We start from the raw sequence: 18,258 nt of genomic DNA, 5'->3' as shown, positions 1-18,258 counted from the left end.
ACGACACAGGTGCCGACGCCGAGAGGTTGTTGGTCGAGTGAGGCGAAGCATGCCGGACTCCGCGAAACAGGTGCGGGGGAACTTCACCCCGCCGCCGCGCACAGCGGCGTCACCCGCGGACGTGACGGAGCCCCCCGTCGCGGCCGGCGGGCGCCTGTCGCCGCGGAACTGGCGGGTGCCGGCCCGCCTGAACGCCATCCTGCTCATCCCCGTCCTCGTCGCCCTGGTCTTCGGCGGCTTCCGTGTCCAGTCCTCCGTCTCCACCTGGAACGAGGCCGAAGACGCCGAGCGCACCGCCCGCTTGGTCCGCGCGGCCCTGTCCTACGGCCACGCCCTGGTCGACGAGCGGGACCGCACCGCCGTGCCGCTGCTCACCGGCTCCGCCGACGACGAGGTGAAGAAGGCGCGGGCGGCGACCGACGCCGCGAAGGCCGAGTTCGACAAGTACGCCAAGGACATACCGAACACCGGCAGCCTCAAGCGCCGTCTCGCCGCGTTCCAGGCCGTGGAGCCGCAGCTCGCCAATCTGCGCCGGTACGCCTACACCGACCGGCTGAACGGGGTGAAGACCGAGGAGGGCTATGTCGCCGTCGAGCACTCACTGTTGGAGTTCGCAAACGAACTCGGTCTGGGCACCGGCAACATCACCTCCTACGGCCGCACCGTCTACGCGGTCGCACTGGCCAAAGGAGCCGAGTCGCTGGAGCGCTCCATCGGCAGCCATCTGCTGGTGAAACCCGGCCCCTCGGCCGCCGACCGCAAGACCCAGCTCACCGCCTTCGGCTCGTATGTCTACCTGGAGAAGATCGCTCTCGCCGAGTTCCAGTCCGCCGGCCTCCCCGAGGACGTGACCCGCCTGAAGCGGGCCATGGCGGCGGCACGGAAGAAGAGCGAGGAGCAGGTCAGACAGGCCCGGCAGAAGGCCGCGGACGAGAACCGGCAGTTCGTCGTCCCGCCGTCCCTGGACCAGATGATCGAGGCCATCGGTGACGGCACCAAGCCGGCCGACCTCAAGGAGCGCGGCATCACCGCGGCATCGTGGTTCGGCGCCGCCACCGCCAAGTTCGACGCCTACCGCGAGGTCGAGAAGGACCTCGCCGACCACGCGGTGAACGAGGCCGCGCAAATCTCCGCAGACGCAAAGCGCGACGCGTTTGTGAACTCCGCGATCGTGCTGCTCGCCCTCCTCCTGGCGTTCGTCGTGGCGGGCCGGATGGCCCGCTCCATGAGCCGCTCCATGCGTCAGCTGCGCAACGCCGCCTTCGAGGTCGCCGAGCAGCGGCTGCCGCGCCTGGTGGACCAGTTGTCCAGAGCCCACCCGGGCCGGGTCGACACCCGGGTGACCCCGATCCCGATCACCACGCGGGACGAGATCGGCGAGGTGGCCCGCGCCTTCGACCAGGTGCACCGCGAGGCCACCCGGCTCGCCGCCGAGCAGGCGATGCTCCGCGGCAACGTCAACGCGATCTTCACCAACCTCTCCAGCCGCAACCAGGGCCTCATCGAGCGCCAGCTCTCGCTGATCTCCGAGCTGGAGAACCGCGAGGCCGACCCGGACCAGCTCGAGCACCTCTTCCGGCTGGACCACCTGGCCACCCGTATGCGGCGCAACGGCGAGAACCTGCTGATCCTCGCGGGCGAGGAGCCCGGCCGCCGCTGGAACCAGCCGGTGCCGCTGATCGACGTGCTGCGCGCCGCCTCCTCCGAGGTGGAGTCGTACGAGCGCATCGAGCTGGCCGGCGTCCCGGAGACCGAGATCCACGGCACCGCCGTGACCGACCTGGTGCACCTGCTGGCCGAGCTGCTGGAGAACGCCACCACCTTCTCCTCTCCGCACACCAAGGTGCGGGTGACCGCGACCCGGCTACCCGACGGCCGGGTCATGATCGAGATCCATGACAAGGGCATCGGCCTGACCGCGGAGGACTTCGCGGACATCAACCACAAGCTGGCCAATCCGCCCACCATCGACGCCGCGGTCTCCCAGCGCATGGGCCTGTACGTGGTCGGCCGCCTCGCCGACCGGCACCACATCCGGGTCCAGCTGCGGCCGTCGGGCGAGCAGGCGGGCACCACCTCACTGGTGATGCTGCCGGACGCGATCACCCACGGCGGGGGTGGCGAGGAGCTGCCCGGGGACCAGGACTTCACGGTCTCCCGGATCGTCCCCGACCAGGCCCCGCAGGTGCCCCAGGCCCCGCAGGTGCCCCAGGCCCCGCAGGTGCCCCAGGCCCCGCAGGTGCCTCGGATCCAGCAGGCAGCCGACTCGGCGTACGGCGCCGATCCGCTGCTCGGGACGCCGCCGGGCGCGGCCGGGACCGCCGGCACGCCGGGCTCGCCGACTCCCCCTCCCCTGCCGACCGGACCGGCCTCACCCTTCCCGCCCTCGGCGCCGTATTCCGAAGCGGAATCGGAATACGGCGCTCCGGCAGAGTCCGCGGCCCAGTCGTACGCCGACTACAGCGCCCCTTCCAACCAGGGGAATTGGAGCGATACCGGCGCGTACGAGTCGCCTTTCGGGTCTCCTTACGGAGCACATTCCGGGGAACAAACGGAATCTGCGTCAAGCATTCCCGAAGTCGCCCGGGAAAGCGTAGAGTTCCACCGTCCGGGACCCTCCCCGAGCAACATCCACTCCCTGACCGACGCCGGTCTCCCCCGCCGCGACAAGCAGTGGCAGCCGGCGGAGGACTCAAGGGGCCGGCAGCCGGCCGCGGAACCGGCGCCCACGGCGCCGGAGCCGTCCGGGGCGGGTTCGCGGGAGAGCGGCTTCCCGGACACCTTCACGTGGCACGCGGAGAACGACCAGCGCTGGCACCGGGCCGAGCAGCTGCGTGAGCCGAAGGCCGGCGGGATCACCTCTTCCGGCCTGCCCCGGCGAGTGCCCAAGGCCAACCTGGTCGAGGGCTCCGCGGAGGCGACCGGAGCGGGCGGCCCCCAGGTCTCCCGTGCCCCGGAGGACATCCGCGGCAGGTTGAGCAACCTGCGCCGCGGCGTCCAGCAGGGGCGCCAACAGCGTGACCAGCATGACCAACAGGGCTACGGCCCCGGCAGCACCTACGATCAGGAGCGTTAGTGTGAGCCCGATGAGCCAGGCGGCGCAGAACCTGAACTGGTTGATCACCAACTTCGTGGACAACACCCCCGGGGTGTCGCACACGGTGGTGGTCTCCGCCGACGGACTCCTTCTGGCGATGTCCGAAGGCTTCCCCCGTGACCGAGCCGACCAGCTGGCGGCGGTCGCCTCCGGCCTGACCTCGCTGACCGCCGGAGCCTCCCGCATCTTCGAAGGCGGCCTGGTCAACCAGACCGTCGTGGAGATGGAACGGGGCTTCCTGTTCATCATGTCCATCTCCGACGGATCCTCCCTGGCCGTCCTCGCCCACCCGGAGTGCGACATCGGCCTCGTCGGCTACGAGATGGCCCTCCTGGTCGACCGCGCGGGCAACGTCCTCACCCCCGACCTCCGCGCGGAACTGCAGGGGAGTCTTCTCAACTAGCAAACACAAAGATGCGTTTCGCGCCACCGCGCCGTTAGGGTGCGGTGGCGCGACCGGCAGACAGGCGAGTTGGAGGAGGACACGTGGCAACGCCCCCCAGTGGATATCCGTACGGCCATGGGCATCAGGCCGAGCCGCACGGCGACGCCCCGTTGAAGCGCTTCAACTTCCCCTCCGCGCCCAGCCGCCAGGCCCGCACGCCGCAGCAGCCCGCCGCGGCACCCCAGGAGCCCGTTCAGCAGCCTCCGGAGGCCCTGCCCCCGCAGGGGCCCGCACGGCCCTTCCAGCAGCCGTACGCGCCCTCCTACGCCCCGCAGACCGGCCCCGCGGGCCTGTCGTCGGACCTGCCGCCGCACCAGCCGCACCACACGTACGAGACGCACCAGCAGCACGGCCGGCCCGCGCCGCCGCCCGTGCGCCACACGCCGGAGCCGTCCTCCCCGGCCACCGGCCACAACCCGCTGGTGCGTCCGTACGCCATGACCGGTGGCCGGACCCGGCCCCGCTACCAGCTCGCCATCGAGGCGCTGGTGGCCACCACGGCGGACCCCGCCCAGCTCCAGGGCCAGCTGCCCGAGCACCAGCGGATCTGCCAACTGTGCCGCGAGATCAAGTCGGTCGCCGAGATCTCCGCACTCCTGACCATTCCGCTCGGCGTCGCCCGGATCCTCGTAGCCGACCTGGCCGAGGCCGGGCTCGTCGCCATCCATCAGCCCGGCGGCGACGAGTCCGCCGGCGGCCAGCCTGACGTGACACTGCTCGAAAGGGTGCTCAGTGGACTTCGCAAGCTCTAGCGGTGCAGCCCGCTCCACCACCTCCGCGAAAATCGTGGTGGCGGGCGGCTTCGGCGTGGGCAAGACCACGTTCGTCGGCGCGGTCTCGGAGATCAACCCGCTGCGCACCGAAGCCGTGATGACCTCCGCCTCGGCGGGGATCGACGATCTCACCCACGCGCCGGACAAGACCACCACCACGGTGGCCATGGACTTCGGCCGCATCACGCTCGACCAGGACCTGATCCTGTACCTGTTCGGCACGCCCGGCCAGGACCGGTTCTGGTTCATGTGGGACGACCTGGTCCGCGGCGCCATCGGCGCCGTCGTCCTCGTCGACACCCGCCGCCTGGCGGACTGCTTCCCCGCCGTCGACTACTTCGAGAACTCCGGACTGCCCTTCGTCATCGCCCTCAACGGCTTCGACGGACACCAGCCCTACAGCCCCGAGGAAGTCCGCGAAGCGCTCCAGATCGGCCCGGACGCGCCCATCATCACCACCGACGCCCGCCACCGGAGCGAGGCCAAGAGCGCGCTCATCACGCTCGTGGAGCACGCGCTGATGGCGCGTTTGCGATAGCGACGGAAAGCGTCGGCGGCGTCGGCCGCCGAACGCACAAATCCCCCGCTCTCCGGGAGAGCGGGGGATTTGTGCGCTTCTTGGCCGTGGAGGCTACGGAACCTCAGCCCTGCCAGCTGTGCGGGGCGCGGAAGCCGAGCTGCCGCTCCAGGCGGCGCCAGCCGGCGGCGGTGCGGCCGGTGCGGCCCGAGGAGGGCCGGTGGGCGGCGCCCGCGGCCGCGCGGGCCAGGAGGACCGCGGTGACCGCGGCGAGCTCCTCGGCGTCGGCGTGGCCCTTCTCGACGCGGACGAGAGTGGCGGCGCCGACGGCGGTATCGGCGGGAGTGCCGGCGATGTCCGGTGCGGTGGTCATGGTGGCTTCGTCTCCAATGCTCGCGTTACTGCGGCGGGTTGCCGTGCTTGCGGGACGGCAGGTCGGCGTGCTTGTTGCGCAGCATCGCCAGGGACCGGATGAGGACCTCGCGGGTCTCCACCGGGTCGATGACGTCGTCGACCAGGCCGCGCTCGGCGGCGTAGTACGGGTGCATCAGCTCGGACTTGTACTCCTTGACCATGCGGGCGCGCATGGCCTCGGGGTCGTCGGCGTCGGCGATCTGCCGACGGAAGATCACGTTGGCCGCGCCCTCGGCGCCCATCACCGCGATCTCGTTGGTCGGCCAGGCGTAGGTCAGGTCCGCGCCGATGGACTGGGAGTCCATGACGATGTAGGCGCCGCCGTACGCCTTGCGCAGGATGACCGAGATGCGCGGCACCGTGGCGTTGCAGTAGGCGTAGAGCATCTTGGCGCCGTGGCGGATGATCCCGCCGTGCTCCTGGTCCACGCCGGGCAGGAAGCCGGGCACGTCCAGCAGCGTGATCAGCGGGATGTTGAAGGCGTCGCACATCTGGATGAAGCGGGCGGACTTTTCCGACGCCTCGATGTCCAGCACCCCGGCCAGCGACTGCGGCTGGTTGGCGATGATGCCCACCACCTGGCCGTCCAGCCGGGTCAGGGCGCAGATGATGTTGGTCGCCCAGCGCTCGTGGACCTCCAGGTACTCGCCGTCGTCGACGATCTCCTCGATGACCTTGCGCATGTCGTACGGGCGGTTGCCGTCGGCCGGGACGAGGTCGAGCAGCACCTCGCCGCGGCGGTCGGCCGGGTCGTCGGACTCGACGACCGGCGGGTTCTCGCGGTTGTTCTGCGGCAGCAGCGACAGGAGGTAGCGCACCTCCTCCAGGCAGCTCTCCTCGTCGTCGTAGGCGAAGTGGCACACGCCCGAGGTCTCGGCGTGCACATCCGCGCCGCCCAGCCCGTTCTGGGTGACCTTCTCGCCGGTCACCGCCTGGACCACGTCGGGTCCGGTGATGAACATCTGTGAGGTCTCGCGGACCATGAAGACGAAGTCGGTGAGCGCCGGCGAGTAGGCGGCCCCGCCCGCGCACGGGCCGAGCATCACGCTGATCTGCGGGATGACGCCGGACGCCTTGGTGTTGCGCTGGAAGATGCCGCCGTAGCCGGCGAGCGCCGAGACGCCCTCCTGGATGCGGGCGCCGGCGCCGTCGTTGAGGGACACCAGCGGCGCCCCGGCCGCGATGGCCATGTCCATGATCTTGTGGATCTTGGTGGCGTGGGCTTCCCCGAGCGCCCCGCCGAAGATCCGGAAGTCGTGCGCGTACACGAACACCGTCCGCCCGTGTACGGTCCCCCAGCCCGTGACGACACCGTCGGTGTAGGGCCGCTTCGCCTCGAGCCCGAACCCGCTCGCGCGGTGCCGCCGCAGCGGCTCGACCTCGTTGAAGGACCCCTCGTCCAGGAGCAGATCGATCCGTTCGCGGGCCGTCAGCTTCCCCTTGGCCTTCTGGGCCTCGGTCGCCCGCTCGCTCGGGCCGCGCCGAGCCTGCTCGCGGATCGCGTGCAGCTCGGCGACACGCCCGCGGACGTCACTCGCCTCATCGGGCGCACCTTCGAGATTGGTCATGGAAAGACGGTACGTTCCCGGACCCTCCGAGACGCATGTCAATTCCATACAACGTCGCGCGCGTTTTGGTGGGTAGGCAGAACAGAACTGGACAGCGGATTTCCCGCCACCGCATACCGCACAGGTGAATAGGCGCTGTCGGCACCCCACAAACCCCGATGTGGCAGGCCGTGCGGCGGCGTCCACGACCACCCGTATGGGCGCGCCCGGCCGGGGACCGGCCGGGCGCGGAGGCGGGGCGAGCCCCGAGGACCCGGGGCGTCCGGGTCAGCAGCCGCCGCAGTTGTAGTAGACGACGTCCCAGTGGTTGCCCTCGAGGGCGTAGATGTTGCCGGAGCCGGCCTGGTACTGCTTGGCGCCGTCACCGCGCACGCCGATGTAGGTGAAGTGGCCGGTGACGTAGTTGGTGACGCAGCTGTTGAGGGCGTAGTCGAGCTTGTAGCCGTTCCAGTGGCTGTAGGTGCCGCCGGCGTGCCCGGTCTCGGTGCCGCCGGTGATGTTCAGGGCGCAGCCGCTGGCGCTCTTGAGGGTCTGGGCGCCCTGCGCGGTGGCCAGATTGAGCTGTTCGAACGAGGTGCAGGTGGGGTTGTTCCGGTCCGAGCAGCCTCCGGAGGAGGACCAGGTGATGCCGCTGGCCCGGAACATCGACGTGGCCTGGGAGTGGCTGATCTTGGTGACCGCGAACGCCTCGCCGGCGCCGCTGATCACCCCGACTCCGGGGGCGAAGAGCACACCGAGGACGAGGACGAGGGTCGTGACGGCGGCGCTGCCGACGGAGCGGAGCTTCATGGGACCTCCTGCTGGGGACCGTGGGACCGTGCTGGGACCGTGCGGCTGTGCAGCTGGGGGGTGACAGCAGGATGATGGCGGACTTCTACGCGCGTCGCCACCCTTCGCGGTGAACGTCGGGGGCGAATGTCCGGAGATTTTGTGTACGCCGGGAATGAGGTTAAGGTAGGTGACGTTGAAGGTTCAACAGAACCCGGCCCCGGCGAAGCTACACCCCCAACGGCTCCGCCGGGGCCGCGGTCACCAACGGTGACCGACGGCCGGGGCGCGACTGGCTTCGGCCCTACCCCTGCGGCTCCACGCCGGCCCGCAGCAGCCCGTAGGCGTACGCGTCGTCCAGCGCCTGCCACGAGGCCGCGATCACGTTCTCCCCGACGCCCACCGTCGACCACTCGCCCTTGCCGTCCGTCGTCGAGACCAGCACCCGCGTCGTGGACTCCGTGCCGTGCTTGCCCTCCAGGATCCGCACCTTGTAGTCCACCAGCTCCATCGTGGCCAGCTGCGGGTAGAAGCGCTCGAGCCCCAGCCGCAGCGCCCGGTCCAGGGCGTTGACCGGGCCGTTGCCCTCCGCCGTGGAGACGATGCGCTCGCCCTTGGCCCAGAGTTTGACCGTCGCCTCGTTGGCGTGGGTGCCGTCGGGGCGGTCCTCGACGATGGCCCGCCAGGACTCGACGCGGAAGTAGCGGCGGGGCCGCCCCTCGACCTCCTCGCGCAGCAGCAGTTCGAAGGAGGCGTCGGCGGCCTCGTAGGTGTAGCCCGCGAGCTCGCGCTCCTTGACCCGCTCGACGACCCGGCCGACCAGCTCCCGGTCGCCGCTGAGGTCGATGCCCAGCTCCTTGCCTTTGAGCTCGATCGACGCCCGACCCGCCATGTCGGACACCAGCATGCGCATGGTGTTGCCGACCAGCTCCGGGTCGATGTGCTGGTAGAGGTCGGGGTCCACCTTGATGGCGGAGGCGTGCAGCCCGGCCTTGTGCGCGAAGGCCGAGACGCCGACGTAGGGCTGGTGGGTCGAGGGGGTGAGGTTGACCACCTCGGCGATGGCGTGCGAGATGCGGGTCATCTCGGCGAGCGCGCCCTTGGGCAGGACCGTGCGGCCGTACTTGAGCTCCAGGGCGGCGGCCACCGGGAAGAGGTTGGCGTTGCCGACCCGCTCGCCGTAGCCGTTGGCGGTGCACTGGACGTGGGTGGCGCCCGCGTCCACGGCGGCCAGGGTGTTGGCCACGGCGCAGCCGGTGTCGTCCTGGGCGTGGATGCCCAGTCGGGCCCCGGTGTCGGCGAGGACCGTGCGGACCACCGCGTCGATCTGGGCGGGGAGCATGCCGCCGTTGGTGTCGCACAGCACCACCACGTCGGCGCCCGCCTCGTGGGCGGCGCTGACGACCTGCTTGGCGTAGCCGGGGTTGGCGCGGTAGCCGTCGAAGAAGTGCTCGCAGTCGACGAAGACCCGGCGGCCCTGGGCGCGCAGATGGGCGACGGTGTCCCGGACCATCGCCAGGTTCTCCTCCAGCGTGGTGCGCAGGGCGAGTTCCACATGGCGGTCGTGGGACTTGGCCACCAGTGTGATCACCGGGGCCTGGGAGTCCAGGAGCGCCTGGACCTGCGGGTCGTCCTCGGCCCGTACGCCGGCCTTGCGGGTGGCGCCGAAGGCGACGAGCTGGGCGTGGGTGAAGTCGATCTCGGCGCGGGCCCGGGCGAAGAACTCCGTGTCGCGCGGGTTGGCGCCGGGCCAGCCGCCCTCGATGAAGCCCACGCCGAAGTCGTCGAGGTGACGGGCGATGGTCAGCTTGTCCGCGACGGTGAGGTTGATGCCCTCGCGCTGCGCGCCGTCGCGCAGCGTGGTGTCGAAGACGTGGAAGCTGTCGTCGGGCTGGTCCTTCATGGTGGTCTGGCTCCTGTGGGATCGATCTCGGTCTACCGGAATAACCGGTTCCGCGCCCTCCTATGATCCCTCGCGCTCCGCGTCCGGCGGGGTGGTCCGGAAAACGAAAAGACCCCTCGCGGGTGCGAGAGGTCTGCGCGCGGGTCTGGGGCACGGTGTCCGCGCCGTACCTGGTCGTACGGGGCGGTCACTGCGGACCGGCGCGCCTGCTGCCAATAATCATGGCGAACGAGAGCACGGGGGCAGTGTGGCACACTCCGCCCCCGCGCTCCGCTCCGTCTCAGGATGCGGGCCGCCGGGCCCGGCCCGGAATCACGTTCGAAGGGGGACCCGGCGTCAGCCCAGGCGGTGCATCCAGCCGTGGGTGTCGGGGGCCGCGCCGGTCTGGATGTCCAGCAGCGCCTTGCGCAGCTTCATCGTGACCTCGCCCGGCCGGCCGTCCGCCACCGTCCAGCTCGCGCGGGCGGACTTGACCGAGCCGACCGGGGTGATCACGGCGGCCGTGCCGCAGGCGAAGACCTCGGTGAGGCTGCCGTCCGCGTTGCCCTGGCGCCAGTCGTCGACGGAGATGCGCCCCTCAGAGACCTCGTAGCCCAGGTCGGCGGCGATCCGCAGCAGCGAGGCGCGGGTGATGCCCGGCAGCAGCGAGCCGGACAGCTCGGGGGTCACGATGCGGTTCCCGTACACGAAGTACAGGTTCATGCCGCCCATCTCCTCGATCCAGCGGCGCTCGATCGCGTCCAGCCAGACCACCTGGTCGCAGCCCTGCTCGGCGGCCTGCGCCTGGGCGACCAGCGAAGCGGCGTAGTTGCCGCCCGTCTTGGCGGCGCCGGTGCCGCCGGGCGCGGCGCGCACGTACTCCTCGGACAGCCACACCGAGACCGGCTTCACCCCGCCGGGGAAGTAGGCCCCGGCCGGGGAGGCGATGACGACGAAGAGGTATTCGTTGGCGGGCCGCACGCCGAGGCCGACCTCGGTCGCGAACATGAAGGGCCGCAGGTAGAGGGACTCCTCACCGCTGCCGGGCACCCACGCCTTGTCCTGGGTGACCAGCGCGTCGCAGGCCGCGATGAAAGTCTCGACCGGCAGCTCGGGCATGCCCATGCGACGCGCGGAGGCGCGGAACCGCTCGGCGTTCTGCTCGGGGCGGAAGGTGGCCACGCCGCCGTCGGGCTGCCGGTAGGCCTTGAGCCCCTCGAAGATCGTCTGGGCGTAGTGGAGGGTCATGTTCGCCGGGTCGAGCGAGAGGGGCGCGTACGGCACGAGCTGCGCGTCGTGCCAGCCTCGGCCCTCGGTCCACTTGATGGTCACCATGTGGTCGGTGAAGTGGCGGCCGAAGCCGGGGTTGGCCAGGATCCGCTCCCGCTCCTCGTCGGCGAGGGGGTGGGAGGAGGGCTTGAGCTCGATCGTGGGCGTCGTCATGAGTGGTAGTCCTTCACCGTTGGTTGTAGCGGACCGCGCTCGCGCCGCCCCGGCACCCGACGGGTACTAGGACGTCCGAGCTTCCTCTCATGCGACGGCCCCACGTCCGATTATCACCCGGAGTGGGGCCGTGGAAGAGATGCGTGCGTCTGCGCGGCCCAGGTCGATGGTCGCACCCAGCCGCGCGTCGGCACAGGCTGGGGTCAGCCGGATACTCGTGCGGCGAGCGCGTCGCCGATCTCGTCGGTGGTGCGCGGCACCTCGCCGCTCCGCTCCGCGAGGTCCTCCGCGACGGCCGTCTCGATGCGGGCCGCCTCGGCCTCGTATCCGAGGTGGCGGAGCAGCAGGGCCACCGACAGCACGGTCGCGGTCGGGTCGGCCTTGCCGGTGCCCGCGATGTCCGGCGCGGAGCCGTGGACCGGCTCGAACATCGACGGGAAGGCGCCGGAGGGGTTGATGTTGCCGCTCGCGGCGAGCCCGATGCCACCGGTGACGGCGGCGGCCAGGTCGGTGAGGATGTCACCGAAGAGGTTGTCGGTCACGATGACGTCGAACCGCTCGGGCTGGGTGACGAAGAAGATCGTCGCGGCGTCGACATGCAGATAGTCGGTGGTGACCTCGGGGTACTCCGCGCCGACCTTGTCGAAGATGTTCTTCCACAGGTGGCCCGCGTGCACCAGGACGTTGTTCTTGTGCACGAGGGTGAGCTTCTTGCGCGGCCGGGCGGCGGCGCGGGCGTAGGCGTCGCGCACCACGCGCTCGACGCCGTAGGCGGTGTTCAGGCTGACCTCGGTGGCCACCTCGGCCGGGGTGCCGGTGCGCAGCGAGCCGCCGTTGCCCACGTACGGGCCCTCGGTGCCCTCGCGGACGACGACGAAGTCGATGTCGGGCCGTCCGGCGAGCGGGGTGGCGGTGTTCGGGAACAGCTTCGAGGGGCGCAGATTGACGTAGTGGTCGAAGGCGAAGCGCAGCTTGAGCAGCAGCCCGCGCTCCAGCACGCCCGACGGCACCGACGGGTCGCCGATGGCGCCGAGCAGGATCGCGTCGTGGTTCTTCAGCGACTCGAGCTCCGCGTCCGGCAGGGTCTCGCCGGTCGCGTGCCAGCGCCGGGCGCCGAGGTCGTACTCCTGGGTCTCCAGCTTCACGTCCTGCGGCAGGACGGCCGTGAGGACCTTGAGGCCCTGGGCCACGACTTCCTTGCCGATACCGTCACCGGGGATCACTGCGAGGCGAATGCTGCGAGACATACCGGGACCCTACCCCTCGTCCCACTGAATGACATTGCCCGTCCGCCATATGGACAGAGCTTCGTCCGGACGGCTCACGTTCACCCGGTGTACGGCGTGCTGTCGCCTTCCAGGGGCAGATTCCGGCACATGGCTGACTTCTCCCGGGGCACCCCCCGCGCCTCCTCCCCCGATGTCCCACGGGTCGGCATTCCCGAGCGGCTGGCCCGCCGGATGACGATGGCCGAGCAGCACGAGTATCTGCGGGCCAGGCTCTCCCGGCGCGGCGTGCTGCGCGGCGGGGTGGCCGGGGTGGGCACGGTGGCGGGGGCGGGCCTGCTCACCGGTTCGGCGAGCGCCGTGGAGGCCAGGCCGTCGCCGAGCCTGCTCACCGGCCCGGTCTCCCGGCGAGTGGACGGCTCGCTGGTGGCGCCCTTCGGCCGGCACCTCGCGTTCGGCGCCGACCCCGGGACCCAGATGCGGATCTCCTGGCAGGTCCCGCTCGCCGTCAAGGCGCCGTACGTGCGGATCGGCCTCCAGCCCTGGGACCTGAGCCGGAAGATCGAGGCCGAGGTCCGCCCGCTGCACACCCCCGCCCTCGGGGAGAAGGTCCCGGCCGTCGACCAGTACTACCTGCACGCCGCGCTGGACGGGCTGAGCCCCGGCGTCACCTATTACTACGGCGTCGGCCACGACGGCTTCGACCCGGCCGACCCGCGCCGCTTCTCCTCCCTGGGGACCTTCCGCACGGCCCCCGCGAAGGCCGAGTCCTTCGTCTTCACCGCCTTCGGCGACCAGGGCGTCAGCTATCACGCGCTCGCCAACGACCAGCTGCTGCTCGGCCAGGACCCCGCCTTCCATCTGCACGCCGGGGACCTGTGCTACGCGGACACCACCGGCCACGGCGGGGCGTCGGACGTCTACGACGCCCGGGTGTGGGACTCCTTCCTGGCCCAGACCGACTCGGTGGCGGCGAGCGTGCCGTGGATGGTGACCTGCGGCAACCACGACATGGAGGCCTGGTACTCCCCCGACGGCTACGGCGGCCAGCTGGCCCGCTGGTCCCTCCCCGGCAACGGCCCCGACCCGCGCAAGGCGCCCGGCGTCTACTCCTTCACCTACGGCAACGTGGGGATCGTCGCGCTGGACGCCAACGACGTCAGCTACGAGATCACCGCCAACACCGGCTACACCGGCGGCGAGCAGACGCGCTGGCTCGACCGGCGGCTCGGGGAGCTGCGGGCGCGGCCCGGCATCGACTTCGTGGTGGTCTTCTTCCACCACTGCGCCTTCTCGACCACCAGCGCCCACGCCTCGGACGGCGGGGTGCGCGAGGCGTGGGTGCCGCTCTTCGAGAAGCACCAGGTGGACCTGGTGATCAACGGCCACAACCACGTCTACGAGCGCACCGACGCCATCCGGGGCGGCAAGGCCGCCAGGAAGGTCCCGGTCGGCGGCAGCGCCGACGCGGTGCGCGACGGCATCGTCTACGCCACGGCGGGCGGGGCCGGGGCCCATCTGTACGAGTTCCCGGTGCCCGACAGCTACGAGGGCCATGTCAAGGACCTCGACGAGGTGCGGACCTTCCACTGGACGAAGGACGGCAGGAAGAGCGCCGACACGGTGGAGTGGTCGCGGGTGCGCTACACCGGGTTCTCGTTCCTCGTGGTGGAGGCGCGGCCGGGCCCGGACCCGAAGCTGGTGGTCACGGCGCTGGCCGAGTCGGGCGAGCGCGTGGACCACTTCGAGGTGGTGCGCACGCCCAAGCGCTGACGGGCGCCGGCCGCCGAAGTGGCCGTGGCGTCAAGCGGCCGTGGTGCTCGAGCGACCGTGGTGTCAGTGGCCGTGGTGCTCGAGCGACCGTGGTGTCAGTGGCCGGTCGCGCCGCCGTTGTCGCGGCGGTCGAGCGCGCGCTGCAGCGCGGCGGCGGCGTTCTTGCGGTCGGTGTCGTCGGTCTTGCGGCGGGTCCTGCGGACAACCGTGATGGCCATGATCGCGTCTCCCTGTGTCCTCGTGGCGTGGCGTGCGCGCGCTTCCCCGTCGCTGGTACGTCGCTGGAACCGCGAGAAGGCGCAGCCGCGGAAGAGATGCCGGAAGGGGCGGGGGGCAGGGTGCGGCAGGGGTCACCTGCGCATGCGCACCGGCCACATCCGCCGTCGCTTGATGGAGCGAGACGTTCGGCTTCCACAAAAATACGACGCCTGAGCCGGGCTGTCCGCACAATTAGTCGGACGTCCTACTATCTGAGACGGGGAAGGGCCCATCGCGGGAGGTTCCGGGATGAAGGGGGTGGCGCCGGGACAGGGCCGCGGCAGGAGATCCGGCGGAGGCATTCGGCTGGTCGAGGCCAACCCCCGTTCGGCCTCGACCAACCAGTATTCGCGCCGTTCAGAAGGTGCTTACTCGTTGGTTTACTTCGTAAACTGCCGTGAATAACGGCTACTTGGCTGTCAGACGCTAGCACCGCCGCGCCCCCGCCGTCCATGACTTTTCCGCTTGCCACACGGCGACGGCCGCCACCCGCGAGAGGCGCGGACGGCGGCCGTCGGGGCGGGCCGTGGGTCAGCCCATGTGGGGGTAGCGGTAGTCGGTCGGCGGGACCAGGGTCTCCTTGATGGAGCGGGTGGAGGTCCAGCGCATCAGGTTCTGCTTGGCGCCCGCCTTGTCGTTGGTGCCGGAGGCCCGGCCGCCGCCGAAGGGCTGCTGGCCGACCACGGCCCCGGTGGGCTTGTCGTTGATGTAGAAGTTGCCGGCCGCGAAGCGCAGCGCCTCGCAGGTGGCGGCGGCCGCGGCGCGGTCCTGGGCGATGACGGAGCCGGTCAGCCCGTACGGCGACGCCGACTCCATCTGCTTCAGCATCGCGTCGTACTCGGCGTCCTCGTAGACGAAGACCCCGAGGATCGGGCCGAAGTACTCGTCCCTGAAGATCTCGTTGTCCGCGTCGGTGGAGACCAGGACCGTCGGCCGGACGAAGTAGCCCTCGCTGTCGTCATAGGTGCCGCCCGCCACGACCTCGATGGTCGGGTCGGACTTCGCCCGGTCGATGGCAGCCTTGTTCTTGGCGAAGGCGCGCTCGTCGATGACGGCGCCGATGAAGTTGGACAGGTCGGTCACATCGCCCATCGTGAGGCTCTCCACCTCGGCGACGAGCTCCTCCTTGAGGCCGCCCTCCCACAGCGAGCGCGGCACATAGGCGCGCGAGGCGGCGGAGCACTTCTGGCCCTGGTACTCGAAGGCGCCGCGGGTCATCGCCGTCTTCAGCACCTTGGGGTCGGCGGAGGGGTGGGCGACGATGAAGTCCTTGCCGCCGGTCTCGCCGACCAGACGGGGGTAGGTCTTGTACTTCTCGATGTTGGCGCCGACGGTCTTCCACAGGTACTGGAAGGTGCGGGTCGAGCCGGTGAAGTGGATGCCCGCGAGGTCCGGGTGGGCCAGGGCCACCTCGGAGACGTCCTTGCCGTCGCCGGTGACCAGGTTGATCACGCCCTTCGGCAGGCCCGCCTCCTCCAGCAGCTCCATCAGCAGCACGGCCGCGTGGGTCTGCGTCGGGGACGGCTTCCAGACGACGACATTGCCCATGAGGGCGGGGGCGGTCGGCAGGTTGCCCGCGATGGCGGTGAAGTTGAAGGGCGTGATCGCGTAGACGAAGCCCTCCAGCGGCCGGTGGTCGGTGCGGTTCCAGACCCCCGGGGAGTTGGTGACCGGCTGCTCGGCGAGGATCTGGCGGGCGAAGTGGACGTTGAAGCGCCAGAAGTCGACCAGCTCGCAGGGGGTGTCGATCTCGGCCTGCTGCGCGGTCTTGGACTGGCCGAGCATGGTGGACGCGGCCAGGGTCTCCCGCCACGGGCCGGCGAGCAGCTCGGCGGCCCTGAGGATGATCGCGGCCCGGTCGTCGAAGCTCAGCGCGCGCCAGGCGGGGGCGGCGGCCAGGGCGGCGTCGATCGCGTCCCGCGCGTCGTCCTGGGTGGCGTTGGCGTAGGTGCCCAGGCGGGCCGCGTGGTTGTGCGGCTGGACGACGTCGAAGCGCTCGCCCCCGCCCATCCGCTTCTCGCCGCCGATGGTCATCGGCAGGTCGATGGGGTTCTGGGCGAGCTCCTTGAGCTTGGTCTCGAGACGGGCGCGCTCCGGGGTGCCGGGGGCGTAGGTGTGCACCGGCTCGTTCACCGGCACGGGGACCTGGGTCACGGCGTCCATGGTGGTCCGTTTCTCCTTCGAGCGTCGGGTTCGATCGGGGGTCTGCGATCGTCGGGGCGGGTCTGCGGGGGCGGGGCTGCGGGGCGGGGGCGCGGGTGCCGGTCAGCCCCGGCTGACCAGCGAGCGCAGGAAGAACGCCAGGTTCGCGGGGCGCTCCGCGAGGCGCCGCATGAAGTACCCGTACCAGTCTGTTCCATACGGGACGTAAACCCGCATACGGTGCCCCTCGGCAGCGAGCCGCTCCTGCTCGGCCTCGCGGATCCCGTAGAGCATCTGGAACTCGTACTCGTCGAGCTTGCGGCCGAAGCGGCGCGCCAGCTCCTGCGCGATGGCGACCATGCGCGGGTCGTGCGAGCCGATCATCGGATAGCCCTCGCCCGCCATGAGGATCTTCAGACAGCGCACATAGGCCAGGTCCACGTCGCGCTTGTTCTGGTACGCGACGCTCGCCGGCTCCTTGTACGCGCCCTTCACCAGCCGTACCCGCGAGCCTTCCCCGGCCAGCGCCCGGCAGTCGTCCTCGGTGCGGAAGAGGTACGACTGCAGGACCGCGCCGGTCCGCGGGAACCGCCGGCGCAGCTCGGCGAGGATCGCGAGGGTGGAGTCCACGGTGGTGTGGTCCTCCATGTCGAGGGTGACGGTGGTGCCCGCCGCGTCCGCCGCCTCCACCACCGGGGTGACATTGGCCAGGGCCAGGTCGTGGCCGCCCGGCAGGGCCTGCCCGAAGGCCGACAGCTTCACCGACATCTCCGCGCGCCCGGCCAGGCCCTCGGTGGCCAGGGCCTCGGTCAGCGCGAGATAGGCGTCGCGGTTGCGCAGCGCCTCCGCCGGGTCGGTGATGTCCTCGCCGAGGTGGTCGAGGGTCACCTCGAGGCCGCGATCGGTCAGGGACCGTACGCACGTGACGGCCTCGGCCAGGCGCTCGCCGGCGACGAACCGGTCCACCGTGGGGCGGGTGACCGGGGCGGCCGAGACGAGGCGGCGGATGGCGGCACTGCGCGAAGCGGCGAGCAGCACGGGACCCAGCACGGGGCACCTCCACGATGACGGATGAAGGCCGCGGAACGGCTTCTACAACTCACCGTGAAACTTAAGGATCGCTCCGATTCCCGGCCATCGACAGCTGTCACGCATCCGTGTCCGGGATCTCAGACATCTGTATGAGAATGGGAGGACAGCCGGGAAGAGGGAGGCGGGAAGCCGGTGCTCGACGACTATCAGCAGCTCGTGGACGAGATCTCGGCGGCGCTCGGCGCGCCCGCGACGCTCGAGAACCGCGACTTCGGGCTGATCGCCTTCGGCGCCCACGACAGCGGCGACGACCCCGAGGGGGCCGACGAGCCGGCGCTCGACCCGGTGCGCACCCGCTCCATCCTGCGGCGCCGGTCCACAGCCGCGGTGCGGGCCTGGTTCGAGGGGTTCGGCATCGCCCGGGCCCAGGCGCCGCTGCGAATCCCGCCCGACCCGGCGGCGGGGGTCTTCATGGGCCGGATCTGTCTGCCGGTGCGCCACCGGGGCGTGGTGCACGGCTATGTGTGGCTGCTCGACGACGGCCACCTGTCCGACCTGGAGCTCGGCGGCCCGGCCGGCCCGCCGGACCCCCGGCTCGCGCGCGCCATGGAGACGGCGGCGCGGATCGGGGCGCTGATGGCGGCGGAGGCCCGGGCGGACGAGGAGCTCGGCAGGCTGCTGCGCGACCTGCTGACCGGGCCGCCGGACGGCCGCGACACCGCGCGCACGGCCCTGCGCGCCGCCCTGCGCGGGGCGGCCGAGGGGCCGCTGGCGCTCGTCGCGGTGACCCCCTGGGCCCCGGAGGACGCCGAGGGCGGGGGCCCCGCCGGGCTGCCCAACCCGCCCGGGGTGGCCGCCGTCTGCGCCGTCCCGCCCGCGCCCGGCCCCGCCAAGTCGGAGGGCCAAGCGGTCTTAGGAAG

The 18,258-nt window shown here is 71.1% G+C and carries 14 protein-coding genes; 5 read left to right on the top strand and 9 right to left on the bottom strand.

The features are described from left to right. Window positions 1–49 precede the first annotated feature (49 nt). The 4 genes from ABFY07_RS22345 (at window position 50) to ABFY07_RS22330 (ending at window position 4,853) form a co-directional block, all read left to right on the top strand. A complete protein-coding gene (locus ABFY07_RS22345) occupies window positions 50–3,076 on the top strand; it encodes a nitrate- and nitrite sensing domain-containing protein (RefSeq protein ID WP_346176212.1) in 3,027 nt (1,008 codons plus the stop codon). 10 nt (window positions 3,077–3,086) lie between these two features. Next, the gene (locus ABFY07_RS22340; RefSeq protein WP_065965094.1) at window positions 3,087–3,500 is read left to right on the top strand and encodes a roadblock/LC7 domain-containing protein; all 414 of its coding nucleotides are present in this window, start codon (window positions 3,087–3,089) and stop codon (window positions 3,498–3,500) included. Between the two features lie 83 nt (window positions 3,501–3,583). Further along, window positions 3,584–4,294, top strand: coding sequence for a DUF742 domain-containing protein (locus ABFY07_RS22335; protein ID WP_346176211.1), 711 nt, complete (start codon window positions 3,584–3,586; stop codon window positions 4,292–4,294). Then, on the top strand, window positions 4,275–4,853 hold the full coding sequence (locus ABFY07_RS22330; RefSeq protein WP_076970722.1) for a GTP-binding protein: 579 nt from the start codon (window positions 4,275–4,277) through the stop codon (window positions 4,851–4,853). Before ABFY07_RS22335 ends, ABFY07_RS22330 begins: the two co-directional genes overlap by 20 nt. Window positions 4,854–4,956: 103 nt before the next feature. Here the strand turns inward: ABFY07_RS22330 and ABFY07_RS22325 are convergent, their stop codons facing one another. From ABFY07_RS22325 to ABFY07_RS22300, 6 genes are all read right to left on the bottom strand, one after another. Beyond that, window positions 4,957–5,205 (bottom strand): acyl-CoA carboxylase subunit epsilon, encoded by a 249-nt coding sequence (locus ABFY07_RS22325; RefSeq protein WP_346176210.1) that lies wholly within the window; start codon window positions 5,203–5,205, stop codon window positions 4,957–4,959. Window positions 5,206–5,230: 25 nt separating this feature from the next. Continuing rightward, on the bottom strand, window positions 5,231–6,814 hold the full coding sequence (locus tag ABFY07_RS22320; protein WP_346176209.1) for an acyl-CoA carboxylase subunit beta: 1,584 nt from the start codon (window positions 6,812–6,814) through the stop codon (window positions 5,231–5,233). A 267-nt stretch (window positions 6,815–7,081) separates the two neighbouring features. Then, window positions 7,082–7,603 (bottom strand): hypothetical protein, encoded by a 522-nt coding sequence (locus ABFY07_RS22315; RefSeq protein WP_065965054.1) that lies wholly within the window; start codon window positions 7,601–7,603, stop codon window positions 7,082–7,084. A 283-nt stretch (window positions 7,604–7,886) separates the two neighbouring features. Next, window positions 7,887–9,485, bottom strand: coding sequence for a citramalate synthase (cimA, locus tag ABFY07_RS22310; RefSeq protein WP_346176208.1), 1,599 nt, complete (start codon window positions 9,483–9,485; stop codon window positions 7,887–7,889). A gap of 336 nt (window positions 9,486–9,821) precedes the next feature. Further along, a complete protein-coding gene (locus tag ABFY07_RS22305; RefSeq protein WP_065965051.1) occupies window positions 9,822–10,907 on the bottom strand; it encodes a branched-chain amino acid aminotransferase in 1,086 nt (361 codons plus the stop codon). 203 nt (window positions 10,908–11,110) lie between these two features. Continuing rightward, the gene (locus ABFY07_RS22300) at window positions 11,111–12,154 is read right to left on the bottom strand and encodes a 3-isopropylmalate dehydrogenase (RefSeq protein WP_346176207.1); all 1,044 of its coding nucleotides are present in this window, start codon (window positions 12,152–12,154) and stop codon (window positions 11,111–11,113) included. Window positions 12,155–12,283: 129 nt separating this feature from the next. Here ABFY07_RS22300 and ABFY07_RS22295 point away from each other — a divergent pair, with 129 nt between their 5' ends. Beyond that, window positions 12,284–13,906: a purple acid phosphatase family protein gene (locus ABFY07_RS22295; RefSeq protein ID WP_346176206.1), complete on the top strand. Its 1,623-nt coding sequence runs from the start codon at window positions 12,284–12,286 to the stop codon at window positions 13,904–13,906. 95 nt (window positions 13,907–14,001) lie between these two features. Here ABFY07_RS22295 and ABFY07_RS22290 read toward each other — a convergent pair whose 3' ends face one another. The 3 genes from ABFY07_RS22290 to ABFY07_RS22280 form a co-directional block, all read right to left on the bottom strand. Then, window positions 14,002–14,124 (bottom strand): hypothetical protein, encoded by a 123-nt coding sequence (locus ABFY07_RS22290; RefSeq protein WP_104531368.1) that lies wholly within the window; start codon window positions 14,122–14,124, stop codon window positions 14,002–14,004. A 571-nt stretch (window positions 14,125–14,695) separates the two neighbouring features. Continuing rightward, a complete protein-coding gene (pruA, locus tag ABFY07_RS22285; RefSeq protein ID WP_346176205.1) occupies window positions 14,696–16,327 on the bottom strand; it encodes an L-glutamate gamma-semialdehyde dehydrogenase in 1,632 nt (543 codons plus the stop codon). Window positions 16,328–16,429: 102 nt separating this feature from the next. Beyond that, a complete protein-coding gene (locus ABFY07_RS22280; RefSeq protein ID WP_065965044.1) occupies window positions 16,430–17,356 on the bottom strand; it encodes a proline dehydrogenase family protein in 927 nt (308 codons plus the stop codon). Window positions 17,357–18,258: the final 902 nt, after the last annotated feature.

The organism is Streptomyces sparsogenes subsp. cuspidosporus (genome assembly GCF_039532705.1).
Lineage (GTDB): Bacteria > Actinomycetota > Actinomycetes > Streptomycetales > Streptomycetaceae > Streptomyces > Streptomyces sparsogenes.
This window is presented reverse-complemented; position numbering and strand designations above follow the sequence as displayed.